The 14,058-nt window shown below is 38.8% G+C and carries 13 protein-coding genes; 4 read left to right on the top strand and 9 right to left on the bottom strand.

Annotated elements, in window-relative coordinates; all coding sequences use genetic code 11:
• Genes CXF93_RS10280 through CXF93_RS10270 form a run of 3 tightly spaced genes read right to left on the bottom strand, consistent with a single transcriptional unit; the run spans nt 1 to nt 1,949 of the window.
• Nucleotides 1-672: a fumarylacetoacetate hydrolase family protein gene (locus tag CXF93_RS10280; RefSeq protein WP_101062429.1), complete on the bottom strand. Its 672-nt coding sequence runs from the start codon at nt 670-672 to the stop codon at nt 1-3.
• A 1-nt stretch (nt 673) separates the two neighbouring features.
• Nucleotides 674-1,636, bottom strand: a complete 963-nt coding sequence (locus CXF93_RS10275) for a lytic transglycosylase domain-containing protein (protein ID WP_101062428.1) — start codon at nt 1,634-1,636, stop codon at nt 674-676.
• A 34-nt stretch (nt 1,637-1,670) separates the two neighbouring features.
• Complete coding sequence (locus tag CXF93_RS10270) at nt 1,671-1,949, bottom strand: YcgL domain-containing protein (RefSeq protein ID WP_101062427.1); 279 nt, start codon at nt 1,947-1,949, stop codon at nt 1,671-1,673.
• A gap of 128 nt (nt 1,950-2,077) precedes the next feature.
• Here CXF93_RS10270 and minC point away from each other — a divergent pair, with 128 nt between their 5' ends.
• Genes minC through minE form a run of 3 tightly spaced genes read left to right on the top strand, consistent with a single transcriptional unit; the run spans nt 2,078 to nt 3,884 of the window.
• The gene (gene minC, locus CXF93_RS10265; protein WP_101062426.1) at nt 2,078-2,794 is read left to right on the top strand and encodes a septum site-determining protein MinC; all 717 of its coding nucleotides are present in this window, start codon (nt 2,078-2,080) and stop codon (nt 2,792-2,794) included.
• Between the two features lie 15 nt (nt 2,795-2,809).
• Complete coding sequence (minD, locus tag CXF93_RS10260) at nt 2,810-3,619, top strand: septum site-determining protein MinD (protein WP_101062425.1); 810 nt, start codon at nt 2,810-2,812, stop codon at nt 3,617-3,619.
• Nucleotide 3,620: 1 nt separating this feature from the next.
• Nucleotides 3,621-3,884 carry a cell division topological specificity factor MinE gene (gene minE / locus CXF93_RS10255; protein WP_101062424.1) on the top strand — a complete coding sequence of 88 codons (264 nt, stop codon included), beginning with the start codon at nt 3,621-3,623 and terminating at the stop codon, nt 3,882-3,884.
• Nucleotides 3,885-3,941: 57 nt separating this feature from the next.
• On the opposite strand, the gene rnd is transcribed toward minE, so the two are convergent.
• The 5 genes from rnd to CXF93_RS10230 form a co-directional block, all read right to left on the bottom strand.
• Nucleotides 3,942-5,069 (bottom strand): ribonuclease D, encoded by a 1,128-nt coding sequence (rnd, locus tag CXF93_RS10250; protein ID WP_101062423.1) that lies wholly within the window; start codon nt 5,067-5,069, stop codon nt 3,942-3,944.
• Between the two features lie 108 nt (nt 5,070-5,177).
• A complete protein-coding gene (fadD, locus tag CXF93_RS10245) occupies nt 5,178-6,833 on the bottom strand; it encodes a long-chain-fatty-acid--CoA ligase FadD (RefSeq protein WP_101062422.1) in 1,656 nt (551 codons plus the stop codon).
• A 228-nt stretch (nt 6,834-7,061) separates the two neighbouring features.
• Nucleotides 7,062-7,949, bottom strand: a complete 888-nt coding sequence (locus CXF93_RS10240) for an alpha/beta hydrolase (protein WP_101062421.1) — start codon at nt 7,947-7,949, stop codon at nt 7,062-7,064.
• A 6-nt stretch (nt 7,950-7,955) separates the two neighbouring features.
• Complete coding sequence (tsaB, locus tag CXF93_RS10235) at nt 7,956-8,660, bottom strand: tRNA (adenosine(37)-N6)-threonylcarbamoyltransferase complex dimerization subunit type 1 TsaB (protein WP_101062420.1); 705 nt, start codon at nt 8,658-8,660, stop codon at nt 7,956-7,958.
• Between the two features lie 12 nt (nt 8,661-8,672).
• Nucleotides 8,673-10,583, bottom strand: a complete 1,911-nt coding sequence (locus CXF93_RS10230; RefSeq protein ID WP_101063324.1) for an ATP-dependent DNA helicase — start codon at nt 10,581-10,583, stop codon at nt 8,673-8,675.
• Nucleotides 10,584-11,187: 604 nt separating this feature from the next.
• On the opposite strand from CXF93_RS10230, the gene CXF93_RS10225 reads away from it, so the two are divergent.
• Entirely contained in the window at nt 11,188-12,291 is a 1,104-nt protein-coding gene (locus CXF93_RS10225) for a phosphoribosylaminoimidazolesuccinocarboxamide synthase (protein ID WP_101062419.1), read from the top strand.
• Nucleotides 12,292-12,411: 120 nt separating this feature from the next.
• On the opposite strand, the gene CXF93_RS10220 is transcribed toward CXF93_RS10225, so the two are convergent.
• Nucleotides 12,412-14,028, bottom strand: a complete 1,617-nt coding sequence (locus CXF93_RS10220; RefSeq protein ID WP_101062418.1) for an NAD(P)/FAD-dependent oxidoreductase — start codon at nt 14,026-14,028, stop codon at nt 12,412-12,414.
• Between the last annotated feature and the right edge of the window lie 30 nt (nt 14,029-14,058).

Here is a 14,058-nt window from a genome sequence, read left to right as displayed (position 1 = left end):
CTAAATGAACTCGCAGCCGAATTTATAACGGTTTGTAAGGGTTAATGCAAGCTTATCGCCTGAATTAAGTACCCCGACTCCCGCTGGCGTGCCTGTTAATACAATATCACCGGGTAGCAAGGTAAAGCAGGTTGTTATCTCGACCAGTAATGACTCTATAGAACGCATCATATTCGCAGTGCATCCCTGTTGTCTTAACTGGTTATTCACCGCCAAAGTGAAATCGAGGTTATTAACATCTTCGAACTGACCCAGTGGGATAAAAGAGCTAATAGGGCAAGCCTTATCAAACGCTTTTGCCCTCTCCCACGGATGTCCTTGTGCTTTAAGTGATGATTGCAGATCACGTAAAGTCAAATCAAGCCCTAAACCAACACCCCAAATTAACTCAGAAAGCACGATTGGTGTGCCTTTCGTTATTGGAGACTTAATTAATAACGCCACTTCTAACTCATTGTGACATGCCCCTAAACCAACAGGTAGAGGCAACTGTTTATCAAGAGCAACTAATGAGGTAGCGGGTTTAATAAACAGTAATGCTTGTTCTGGAACGTCATTGCCAAGTTCACGAATATGATCGAGATAATTACGGCCAATACACACTACTTTGCCAACTGGCAGTCCGAGTTGTTCGTTATTTATTGTCTGGTGTTCGTAAAGAGAATCAATCATTTCAATCCCTGAATTTGATGGCATCTGATAAATGGGCAACTGATGTTGCGAAGTAATCTGAACGATTCCAACGCATGATACTTTTATAATTGTTGTACGCTAAATAAATTCGTCCCTTTTCACCATCGGGCATGATAAGTGACGCATCTAGCTCTACATTAGGTAATGCTTTACCTTCGAAGGTTCTGATACCTAATGCTTGCCATTCTGGTAACGTCTTAGTCAATTTTAATCCCGAAACGCTAGCATCATAGCCTTTTGGTAAGGTGACTTGTCGGCCCCAAGTGTAAGTATCATCCCAATTGGCTTGTTTCAGGTAATTGGCAGCAGAAGCTAATGCATCAGCTCGACTGTTCCAAATGTCCTTTTTACCATCGTTATTGTAATCGACCGCATAAGCGTTAAAAGATGAAGGCATAAATTGAACTTGGCCCATTGCGCCAGCCCAAGAGCCCTTCATATTATCGATAGAGATGTGTCCTTCATCGATAATTTTCAATGCCGCAAACAACTCTTTCTTAAAGAACGCTTCTCGTCGTCCATCATAAGCAAGTGTCGCGAGTGCGGATAAAGTAGAAAAATTACCAGTGTAATTACCGAAGTTGGTTTCAACACCCCACAACGCGATAATAAAACGAGGTTGTACACCATAGTCTTTACCAATACGCTCTAGTAATTCTATATTTTCATCATACAGCTTACGCGCTTTCGTGATCTTCCATGCTGGCACGGCTCTTGGGATATAAGCATCAAGCGTTATTTTTTTACGTTCAGGTTGAGCCTTGTCGTGAACAATGGTCTTTTCTCGATACTGCATTGAAGCAAAGGCGTCATCCAATGTTTGCTCACTCAAACCTAATGCTTGCGTCTCATTGCGTAAAGTCGATAAATACTCATCAAATGTTGGTTTAGCTGACACAGCTGTAGAGCTCAATGCAAATAATACCAATCCTGCTAATTTCATTTTATCTCCTTTAAAAGACGTTCAAACATAATAACTATTTAGTACTATCACGCCATTTTTTATATTCAACCAAGTGATCGACTGGCGGCGGTGGCATTTGTAAATAAAAGCCTTGTGACGTTAAATTTTCTAATACATTTTTTGTATCAGCAAACGCTAACGTACGCGTTTCGGTTAAATTCATTGTGACTACTAGCTTAGGTTGACCGAACATTGCTAATAAAGTTTCAGGAACCTTACTAAAATCGTCACGACGGGAAATAAATAAATACATCCCTTCTTTTTTATTTGTTTTATATATTGAACAAAGCATTGTATTTCTCTTAAGTTATAAACTTGCCTATTTTACGAGTAAAATATAACATGGCATAATGATTTATCTAAGTGCTATAACGATAAATGCTAAAACAGGCATAAAAACTAAGCAATCAGGAAAAAACCATGGCAGAACAGTCGATAAAATTTAAAGGGACAAGCTTTACACTTTCGGTAATTCATATCGAAAATGAGGCTGCAATGGCTAATCTTCACTCCTTTATTGCTGACAAAGTAGCCCAAGCGCCAGCATTCTTTAAATCTGCTCCAGTTGTCGTTAATGTTGCTAACCTTACAGGTGTCATCGATTTCAAAATGATTCAACAAGTCATTACCGATAATGGCATGAACCTTGTTGGTATCGAAGGATGTCAAACTGCTGAACAAAAACTAACAGTTCGCGAATCTGGTATTTCAGTCATTTCAAATACGGCTAAAAATACAGCAACTAAATTAGTGCCAGCTGTTGATATAAAACCTGAAATACAGACAGTTATAGTTGAAAAATCGATAACAAAGACCATAGTTCATAAAGGACAGATTCGATCTGGCCAGCAAATTTATGCTCAAGATGCATCATTAACAGTGCTTGGTAATATCAGTGCTGGGGCTGAGGTGATAGCGGATGGCTCTATTCATATATATGGCGCATTACGTGGTAGAGCAATTGCAGGCGCCAAAGGTGACGAAAGCGCACAAATATTTTGTAACAAATTAGACCCAGAATTGCTGTCAATAAATGGCACTTATATTTTAAGTGACGCAGTTCAGGGTGAGTTTATAAATGCTCAAACACAAATTAATTGTATCAATAACAAATTAGAAATTACAAAGTTCGATTAAATTCAAGGAATTAATATGGCTGAAATTATTGTCGTCACATCGGGTAAAGGTGGAGTAGGTAAAACAACTACCAGCGCTGCGATTGCTACTGGACTAGCACTAAGAGGGAAAAGAACTGTTGTTATCGATTTCGATATCGGTTTACGTAATTTAGATTTAATCATGGGCTGTGAACGCCGCGTGGTTTATGACTTTGTTAATGTAATCAATGGTGAAGCGAACCTATCTCAAGCACTAATCAAAGACAAGCGCGTTGCTAACCTCCATATCCTGCCTGCGTCGCAGACTCGAGATAAAGATGCACTGACAAAAGAAGGTGTAGGTAAAGTTTTAGACCAACTTGCTGAAAATCACGACTACATTGTGTGTGATTCTCCTGCAGGTATCGAAGCTGGCGCCATGATGGCACTATACTTCGCTGACATTGCCGTTATCACGACTAACCCAGAAGTCTCGTCTGTGCGCGACTCAGACCGTATTATAGGCATGTTACAAAGCCGCTCACGTCGTGCTGAACTTGGCCTTGAGCCAATTAAAGAACATCTACTTATTACACGTTATGTTCCAGAACGTGTAGAACGTGGTGATATGCTAAGTGTAGAAAGTATCACCGAGATTCTAGCGGTACCACTTGCAGGCGTTATTCCTGAATCAGGCGCTGTGCTTAAAGCATCTAACTGTGGCCAACCCGTCATATTAGATACAGAAAGCGATGCAGGACAAGCTTATGCTGATACCGTAGCAAGAATACTTGGTGAAGAACGCGAGTTTCGTTTTATTAATGTAGAAAAGAAAGGCTTTTTAAGCAGAATATTTGGAGGTTAAAATGGCGTTACTTGATTATTTCCGTACATCTAAACCCGATGTAAAGACAGCAAATCTAGCGAAGGATCGTTTACAGATTATCGTTGCTCATGAACGTAGTTTACGTAATAACACTCCAGATTATTTACCACAATTAAAATTAGATATTCTTGAAGTTATTAAAAAATATGTTGCAGTGACTTCAGACCAAGTAAGTGTTCAGCTTGATCAAAGAGATAACAATCTTTCAGTATTAGAGTTAAATGTTACTCTTCCTGAAGAGTAATATAAATCATAAAAAAGCGAGTGTGTAATATATTACACACTCGCTTTTTTTATATATTTATTTAGCCATTAAGCTTTCAAATATAGTATTACCAATCAGTTCCGCACGCCAATTAGATAGCATGATCGGCTTGTCCCCTACTTGTCGTTCTTCTTCTGTTAATTTCCAACACCAATTCAATAATTCGTTAATGATTTTCTTTGAACCAATTAATTCAGCAGGAATATTCGATTTTTCAGCCACAATCGCAATTTTATTACGTATGCTTTGCACTATTTTTTTATAACCAGGGTAATCAGAAATACGTGTCAATGGTTGTGGTAACTCATCGTCAGACAGTTGCTCGACCTGTTTTACAATTTCGATTATTTGTTTACCATGACGTTTTATTTCTATTGGTAACAACTCAAGCTTGTTTAAATCACGTAATGATTGAGGCTGCTGTTTTGCGACTTCAAGAATGTGAGCCTCTTTTACAACAAAGTTTACCGCCATATCACGATTTATAGCATTGTTTTCGCGCCATTCACCTAATGCTTGTAATGTGCCAAGTTGACGAGGAGACAAGAAAGATGCGTTCTTGAATTGCTTATAAACAGTACTCGGATTTTTCTTTGTCGACTTACGGCGGCGTAAATTATCTAACTCTTGTAGATAATACTCATAATAGCCTAGTTCTTTCAGCTTTGATTCCAGTTCGTTCCAGCAAGGTAACAAATGGTATACGTCGGCAGCAGCGTAGTTAAGCTGCATTTGCGTTAATGGACGTGCAAGCCAATTTGAACGCGATTCACCTTTATCCAATGTGATTTTTTGGAACTCGGAAACTAAACCACCGAAACCAAGGGAAGATCCGAGACCACAGAATGCAGCGGCGATTTGGGTATCATGGAAAAAGTCTGGAAATTTATTTGCTTCCGTCATAAATACGTCGAGGTCTTCAGAGCAAGCGTGAAGCACTACAGGATGACGGTCGAGAAGTTGCCATAATGAACTTAAGTCATCAACGGCAATTGGATCAACTAAATAAGTTTCAGTACCAGTATATAGCTGAAACAATCCAAGAATGGGGTAATAAGTACGCTGTCTGATGAATTCAGTGTCGATTGCTAAAACTTCGACGTCCGCACATTGCGCTATCATCTGCTGCAATGTTATTTGATCTTCAACTAAAATATATTCCACTTATAACCTCAAAAAAAAGCCACTTTCTTAAAATTTAGAAAGTGGCTTAATTTTAACGAAATATACGTCTAATTATAAGTGTTTTATGACTTTAAATTAGATTAATGCTTAATCACGCAATTCACGACGTAATATCTTACCAACATTACTCTTTGGTAATTCATCACGGAACTCGATAATACGTGGGATCTTATAAGCAGTAAGGTGTTCACGACAATGCGCAATAATTTCTTCTTTCGAAATTTCACCTTTCTTAACAACAAAGATTTTCACTGTTTCGCCTGATGATTCGTGAGGAACACCAATTGCTGCAGCTTCAAGAATGTTGTCATTCATTGTCAGTACATCTTCAATTTCATTAGGGAAAACGTTAAAGCCCGAAACAAGGATCATATCCTTCTTACGATCGACGATGTAGAAGAAGCCCTCTTCGTCCATACGTGCGATATCGCCGGTATTTAACCAACCATCTGTTATCACTTCTGCGGTGTCTTGTGGACGCTGCCAATAACCTTGCATCACCTGAGGACCACGTACTTGCATTTCACCAACTGCACCAGGTTTTGTTAATACGCCACCTTCGTCATCAATAATACGTACATCCGTTGATGATACAGGTAGACCAATAGAACCATTATATTCATGCAGATCGTACGGGTTTACTGTTACAAGTGGTGAACACTCCGTTAAACCATAACCTTCAAGTAAATGGCAACCTGTGATCTTCTTCCACTTCTCAGCGACTGAACGTTGAACAGCCATACCACCGCCAACAGATAGTTTCAAAGCAGAAAAATCAATTTTAGCAAAACTGTCATCATTAACCAGTGCATTAAACAGTGTATTAACACCTGTTATAGCTGTTGGTTTATGATCACTAATTTCTTTGATTAATGCAGGAAGGTCACGTGGGTTTGTAATAAGAATGTTCTTACCACCGCCCAAGAAGAATAATAAACCATTCACAGTCAGTGCAAATACATGATATAGCGGTAATGCCGTGATCACAGTTTCTGTGCCACGATCAATAATACTACCGTACGCACCTTCGGCTTGTAATACGTTAGCAAGCATATTCTTGTGCGTTAAGACTGCGCCTTTAGAAACACCTGTTGTACCACCGGTATACTGAAGAAAAGCAATATCATCGAAACCAGTTTCAACTTTAGTGAACGGCAATGAACGGCCTTTGTTCAGTACACGGTTAAATGATACTGCATTTGGCAGATTAAATTTAGGTACCATTTTCTTCACGTACTTAACAACTAAATTTGTGATAGCGCCTTTAACAGGAGAGAAAAGATCACCCAACTGCGTTAAGATAACGTGTTCAATAGGCGAATCTTTAATGACCTTTTCTAATACACTAGCGAAGTTGGAAATAATAACAATCGCTTTTGCACCTGAATCGTTTAGCTGGTGCTTCAACTCACGTGGTGTGTATAAAGGATTTACATTAACAATGACCATACCTGCACGTAATGCACCAAATAATGCTATCGGGTATTGCAGTAAGTTAGGCATCATTAACGCGACACGGTCGCCTTTAGTTAATTTAAGCTCGTTTTGAAGATAAGCTGCGAACGCTCGAGATTTCTCATCGATTTCGCCATAAGTTAATGAACAGCCCATATTTACATACGCAGGATTATCTGCATAGTTTTGAACTGTCTGATCGAATATATCGTTTAAAGAACGAAATGCACCAAAGTCAATCTCAGCGGGAACATTTTCCGGGTATCTCTTTAACCAAACCTTTTCCACCTTAACACTCCTTTTATTTAACTTTTTTAATTTAACAACACAATAGCTTTATTATTAATCCCTTAATAATTAGTTACTATTGATGAAATTATTTATTGTGAACGGATCTTAATTGATTAACACTCAATTAACAAATGAAATATCTACATTCGTCGTTTATTTAAACCTTCATAATTTAGAATTAGATAATAAAATCCTAATTTTTAGCGAAAGAATAAACTATTATATTTAATTATTAACAAATTTAACGACAGCCCTTGCGGTTTTAACGGCATTATCCATGTGGACGTGATGCCCGCCAGACAGTGTTAAAATTTTAAAGTTTTCTTTACAAAACAGTTCTAGATTTAAAGTTTGGGCAATTAAAGGAAATCCTTTATCCCCAATAATAATCAAGCAGGCTGTTGATATAGAAGATAAAATATCAATCACTTGCGATTCGCTCAAACGAACCAAAGAACCTGCTTTTAACTTAGGGTCAGAACAAAAACTAACTTCATCAGCATTAATCGTTAAGTTTCTGTTACAAATAAGTTTTGCATGTTCTTCATTCAAATCTGAGACAAAGCAACGCGCTTTCACAACCTTTTCCAACGTTAAAGCATTATCTTTACGATTCGTACTTTGGTTGATGTTTTGGTTGATACTTTTATTGTAAAGCGCTCTATTTTCAATACCTTTACGTAATTGGCTCACAGTTTGGTCAGCTTCAGCTGAAATAGCACCCAAACCTTCAATTAACACAATTCGACGTACGAGCTCAGGAAAAGTAGCAGCCAAAATAGAACTGATCATTGCTCCCATTGAATGACCAATAATACTCACTGGCCCCCAATGCTGGGTTTTAATAATTTGATATAAATCATCGACCCATTCGATAAAATTGTAATGACCTGCTTTATGATCGGAATAACCATGACCAGGTAGATCAATTGCAATCAACTGATAAGGTAGTGAACCATCTTCTAAATCATTTCGCAAAGCATTAGCAAGAGGTACAAAACTCGCGGCATTATCTAGCCAGCCATGAACAGCTAATAACACAGGTTTCGTGTTATCACCCCACTGCAAACCAGTAATAATACTACCGTTAACCTCTATACTAATGTTATTCATTAGAATTTACTCTCTACCCGGTAGTTTCTTCCAAGTAACAGTGTCTCGAACGTAAACAGGCATGGCATCTTCGACGGCAACGGCTTTACCATTGGCAAAGTCAGCAGCCGCAATCGCTAACATATCGTGTGACGTTGGGAACTGAATACCTTCACATGCAGTTAAATTTGCAACGTTTAATGCTGCAAGTTGCTCTGCATATGTAGCCCAACCAGTACCAAGTGTATAGAATTCTTGTTCGGGTTTGTTGAAATTAGCGACTAACTCATCTGCAGTAATAACCATTTCGTTACCAACTAATGTCATTACGCCAGCATTATTAAGCTGGTATTGCGCAAAGTATATTTCGCCCATACGCGCATCAATTGCGGGTAATACATCAGTAGCATTATGTAGTCGATGTGCACCTTGCGCCATTGCTGCCAATGTCGAGATTGGTAACATCGGTAAATCGGCACCAAAAGCGAGTCCTTGTGCAATACCAGTACCAATACGTACGCCAGTAAAACTGCCTGGTCCACGGCCAAATGCAAGCGCATCTAAGTCTTTCAACTTAATGCCAGCTTCAGCCAGCAGGCTATCCACCATAGGTAAAATACGCTTAGTGTGTTCACGCGGGCTTTCAAACTCTCTTACTAATATCTCACCGTTAATGCTCAGTGCGGCAGAACAATTTTCTGTTGATGTATCTAGTGCTAAAATATTACTCATAAAATTCACTTTCTAATTGTTAGTTTTCTTAATAAAAGATAAAACGCCATTTAAATCTCTGGTGCGTGGCATATCCGGTAAACTATTGATAAACGTAGCGCCATAGCCACGAGATACAATACGAGTATCACAAATAATGACACAGCCGGTGTCTTTAACGTCTCGAATTAAACGCCCGACACCTTGCTTCAAACTAATTACCGCTTTTGGGATTTGTAATTCAGCAAAAGGATCTTCGCCCTTACGCTGACAATCTTCAATACGTGCCTGTAACAGTGGATCATCTGGTGATGCAAACGGTAATTTATCAATAATAACACAACTTAAAGTTTGCCCGCGAACATCAATTCCTTCCCAAAATGAGTAAGTACCGATTAATAAAGCATTACCGTGTTCAATAAATTGATCGAGCAATACTTGTTTGTTGTCTTGACCTTGTACAAAGATGGGCATAGCCAATTGTTGCTGTAACAAACTAGCGACTTGCCTGATCATATAATGACTAGTACACAGGAAGAAACAGCGTCCTTTGTTAGCAACAATGACCGGGACTAACTTCTCAACCAAAATACGCGCTATATTAGGGTCATTAGGCTCCGGAATGTTACGTGGAACACACAACATAGCTTGGTTTTTATAATCAAACGGGCTGGCTAGAATAAGTTCTTTTGCGTTAGCCAATCCCATTTGTTGGCGATAGTGTGAAAAACAATGGTCAACAGCCAATGTTGCCGACGTAAAGATCCACGCGGCATTATTTTTTTGTTGTTCAGAACTAAAGCGTTCGGCAATATTAAGTGGCGTGATATTTAATGTAAAGTTTCGCTTAGTACATTCATACCAATAGCTCTCACCGGTATTATTTACCGCCATTATTTGTTGAAATATTGCTTTAATCTCAACCACACGGTCAAAACATTGATCGACAAGTTCTGTTCGCCCTAGCGCTAATTTAAGCACTTCATAGATAAAATCTAGTTGGTCTTGAAAACGCGTGACAGTTTTCATTACCGCTTGCTGATTAAGTAGATGACGCCAGTTGCCTCGGCCCGTTTCCATTGAAAAGCTTAAACGTAGATCTTGGGTCGCATTGGCTAAACCATTAGCGGCTTTGGTGACTTGGATCGTGTCTCTGAGATCGGTGCGGCCAAGATATTGCACATCCTTGCATAACGCTTGGATCAGTTTACTAGATAGGCTTTTACCAAAATACTCTGATGCGATATCGGGGATCTGATGGGCTTCATCAAAGACAATAACATCGGCATCAGGCAGTAAGCGTCCAAAGCCAGAATCTTTGACATTGAGATCAGCAAAATATAAATGGTGATTAACAACAACAATATCAGCATCCAAGGCTTTACGCCGTGCTTTAACTAAAAAACAATCTTCATAATCAGGGCAATCTCGCCCCAAACAGTTATCATTAGTTGATGTGACTAACGGTAAGATCTCTGCGTCGTCTTTAAGACCCGGTACCGAACTCATGTCACCGCTGATGGTAATATTAGACCAGCCCTTAATTTTAACGTAATCACTTAATATGGTTTGATTTTGATATTGTGTTTCTCGGCTTAAACGTGTTAAACGCTCTGTACAAAGGTAGTTATTTCGACCTTTTAATAATGCTGTTTTAGCTTTGCTATTTAATGCATCAATAATAAAAGGCAAATCACGGTTGAATAGCTGTTCTTGCAGGTTTTTACTACCGGTACTGATGATCGTAGTTTTGTCATTAACCAAAGCTGGAATGAGATAAGCGAACGTTTTACCTGTGCCCGTTTCTGCTTCTACAATTAAGTTGCCCTTGCTTGCGATCACATCATTAATGGCTTTCGCCATATCAATTTGCGGTTGACGAGCCGTATAGCCATCGATGACTTTGGCTAACGCGCCACCCGATAAAAAATATTGCTCTATCACAAACAAGTTCCCATTTAATATATTAGACGACATTTAATACCATCACTCATGCTAATAATCAAATTGATGTTGTATAAAGCTAAATTGATGGTTGTTTTTCAACCCTGTTAACAAAATACTATTACTTATAACTTGTTATTTTTAACAAAATTAGTCAGTAATAGTGGAATCACGCCCTACTTCTGCTAAAATCGCCCTCAAATCGACAGCAACACCTCGAATCTAGCTAAGTGAGTCCAAAGTAACTTGGAAGAGCCTTCAGGGAAATTGAAAGAAACTCTTCCAAGTTACTTAGGTACATACCCAAGCTACTTCAAGATGCACAATCAGCAAACCGAAAGGAGAGGATATTCAAGGCATGGATTCGAAGATTTAGTTATTCTAAATCAAGACTTCATAACGCCGAAAATACCACCATTCGGTTTGCCCTACGGGAGGCTAGCAGGAAAAACAGCATAGCGTTGCAATATTTGAAAATGGAATAACCATTATCTACATATTGCGCCTAATTCTGTTATCCCTGCTCGTCTCTGATATAGCATCTTGATGTAGTTTGGGTATAAAGTTTTATATAAACGATTAAACTCAATAAGGATAGTTAACAATGAGTCTTGCTGATAAAGTATTAGCCGTAAACAATGATTTACCAATCCGTACTGATAAGCCTGTACACAGTGGTAAAGTACGTTCTGTTTACTGGTTAACTGAAGCCGATAGTCGTCGTCTAATCGAAGAAAAAAGTTATGACGTAGCGGCAGATGCACCACTTGCAATTATGGTTATTAGTGATCGTATTTCTGCATTTGATTGTATTTGGCACGGTGAAGGCGGCATGCGTGGTGTACCTGGGAAAGGTGCTGCGTTAAACGCAATTTCAAACCATTGGTTTAAGTCTTTCCGTGATAACGGTTTAGCTGACAGCCATATTCTTGATATACCTCACCCATTCATTTGGATCGTTCAAAAAGCTAAGCCAGTCATGATTGAAGCGATTTGTCGCCAATACATCACAGGTTCTATGTGGCGTGCTTATAGCCAAGGTGAACGTAATTTCTGTGGTATCGAACTACCAGAAGGTCTTACTAAAGACCAGAAACTACCAGAATTACTTATCACCCCGTCGACTAAAGGTATTTTAGAAGGCATTCCAGGCGTACCTGCTGTTGATGATGTTAACATCACTCGCGAAAACATCTCTGACAACTACGAAGCATTCAATTTCAAATCACTTGACGATATTACTTATTACGAAAAACTGTTAAAAGAAGGTTTTGATGTAATTAGTGATGCACTTGCAGGTGTTGATCAAATGTTTGTTGATACTAAATTCGAATTTGGTTATGTCACAGACAGTAAAGGCCTAGACAAACTCATCTATATGGATGAAGTCGGTACGCCTGATTCATCACGTATTTGGGATGGTCCAGCATTCCGTGAAGGTAATGTTGTTGAGAATTCTAAAGAAGGTTTCCGTCAGCTATTACTTAACTACTTCCCTGAACCAGATATCTTACTTAATAAAAGCAGAATGGATGAGCGTTTAGCACTTGCTGAACATAATGCACTACCAACGTCTGTATTAATGTCTATTTCAGAAACTTACCTTAATATCGCAGAAAAAATTACCGGTAAGAAGATTGTCTTATCTGATAATCCGAAAGCTGAGATCATTGAGATATTACGTAAAGACTTTAATCTTATCGATTAATGCTACTGTGCATTAAATTAGACTGATTAAATCGTTATAATTAAAAAGGAGAGCTACTTATGATTAAAAGTAGACTCTCCTTTTTTGTATTCATGATTCACTATCAATCGTCAATCGTAATTAGTCTTCTTTTACCAGCATAGAAAGTGCCATTGCTTCTGCAACTTTAATACCGTCAATACCAGCAGATAAAATGCCACCAGCATAACCAGCACCTTCACCAGCAGGGTATAGGCCCTTAGTGCTAATACTCTGGAAGTCACGACCACGCTTAATGCTTACCGGTGATGACGTACGTGTTTCAACACCTGTTAATGTTGCATCTTTCGCTGAGAAACCTTTAATTTTCTTTTCAAAAGCAGGAATAGCTTCACGAATAGCGGCAATTGCAAAAGGAGGAAGCGTCTTGCTCAAATCAGTAAATTTAAGACCCGGTTTATATGAAGGTACTACATCACCAAATTCGCCTTCACCTTTACCAGAAAGGAAGTCACCGACTGTTTGTCCCGGTGCATCATAGTTACTACCACCGATAACGAACGCATTCTGTTCCCACTTACGTTGTAAGTCGATACCAGCTAATGGGTTACCTGGATAATCTTCTGGTGTAATACCAACAACGATAGCGCTGTTAGCATTCATTTCGTTACGTGAATACTGACTCATGCCGTTAGTTACAAGACAACCTTCTTCAGATGTTGCAGCAACAACCGTTCCGCCTGGACACATACAGAAGCTATAAACTGAACGACCACTTTTACAATGATGAACCAGCTTATAATCAGCGGCGCCTAAAAGAGGATTACCGGCATTCTTACCAAAACGTGCATCATCAATCGCAGCTTGTTTGTGCTCAATACGGAAACCAATAGAGAAAGGCTTCGCTTCTAGGTAAACACCGCGTTTTTGTAACATTTCAAATGTATCACGTGCACTATGACCAATTGCTAATGAAACATGATTCGTTTCGATAATTTCGCCACCAGCCAGTTCAACACCAGTTACTTGATCATTTTCAATTATAATATCATCTACACGGGCACTAAAACGAATTTCACCACCAAGTTCGATGATTTCTTTACGCATAGTCTCAATCATAGTAACGAGTTTAAACGTACCAATATGTGGCTTACTTAAATACATAATTTCTGCAGGCGCGCCAGCTTTAACAAATTCTGTTAAGATTTTACGAGCATGAAATTTAGGATCTTTAACTTGGCTATAAAGCTTACCGTCAGAGAATGTACCTGCGCCACCTTCACCAAATTGAACATTTGATTCTGGATTTAATATACGCTTACGCCAAAATCCGAATGTATCCTTAGTTCTTTCACGCACTTCTTTACCACGTTCTAGTACAATTGGTTTTAGTCCCATTTGTGCAAGAATTAATGCTGTAAATAAACCGCATGGACCAAAGCCAATAACAACAGGACGTTGCTCAATTTCTTCAGTCTTCTCAGCTACAAATTTGTATGACATATCAGGAGTCAAACGAACATGTTGATCTTTATCAAATTTAGCTAGAATAGCTTGTTCATCAACGCCACCAGCCAGTGTGACATCTAATGTATACATCAAGATAATTACATCACGTTTACGTGCATCATAACCACGGCGAAAAACAGTATATTCAGCTAATTGCTCAGGTTTAAGTGACAATCTCTCTAAAATATATGCATTGATTGCTTGATCGTCATGATCAAGTGGTAGTTTTACATCGGTTAAACGTAACATAGAAAATTATCCAAATATCAAAATGCTCAG

It is taken from the genome of Moritella sp. Urea-trap-13 (assembly GCF_002836355.1).
Lineage (GTDB): Bacteria > Pseudomonadota > Gammaproteobacteria > Enterobacterales > Moritellaceae > Moritella.
This window is presented reverse-complemented; position numbering and strand designations above follow the sequence as displayed.

Bases quoted from the DNA above. Each gene is read 5' to 3' on its own strand.
- minE (WP_101062424.1), top strand. From the start codon at position 3,621: ATGGCGTTACTTGATTATTTCCGTACATCTAAACCCGATGTAAAGACA.
- CXF93_RS10275 (WP_101062428.1), bottom strand. From the start codon at position 1,636: ATGAAATTAGCAGGATTGGTATTATTTGCATTGAGCTCTACAGCTGTG.
- CXF93_RS10270 (WP_101062427.1), bottom strand. From the start codon at position 1,949: ATGCTTTGTTCAATATATAAAACAAATAAAAAAGAAGGGATGTATTTA.
- CXF93_RS10220 (WP_101062418.1), bottom strand. From the start codon at position 14,028: ATGTTACGTTTAACCGATGTAAAACTACCACTTGATCATGACGATCAA.
- tsaB (WP_101062420.1), bottom strand. From the start codon at position 8,660: ATGAGTAATATTTTAGCACTAGATACATCAACAGAAAATTGTTCTGCC.
- minD (WP_101062425.1), top strand. From the start codon at position 2,810: ATGGCTGAAATTATTGTCGTCACATCGGGTAAAGGTGGAGTAGGTAAA.
- CXF93_RS10280 (WP_101062429.1), bottom strand. From the start codon at position 672: ATGATTGATTCTCTTTACGAACACCAGACAATAAATAACGAACAACTC.
- CXF93_RS10225 (WP_101062419.1), top strand. From the start codon at position 11,188: ATGAGTCTTGCTGATAAAGTATTAGCCGTAAACAATGATTTACCAATC.
- minC (WP_101062426.1), top strand. From the start codon at position 2,078: ATGGCAGAACAGTCGATAAAATTTAAAGGGACAAGCTTTACACTTTCG.
- CXF93_RS10240 (WP_101062421.1), bottom strand. From the start codon at position 7,949: ATGAATAACATTAGTATAGAGGTTAACGGTAGTATTATTACTGGTTTG.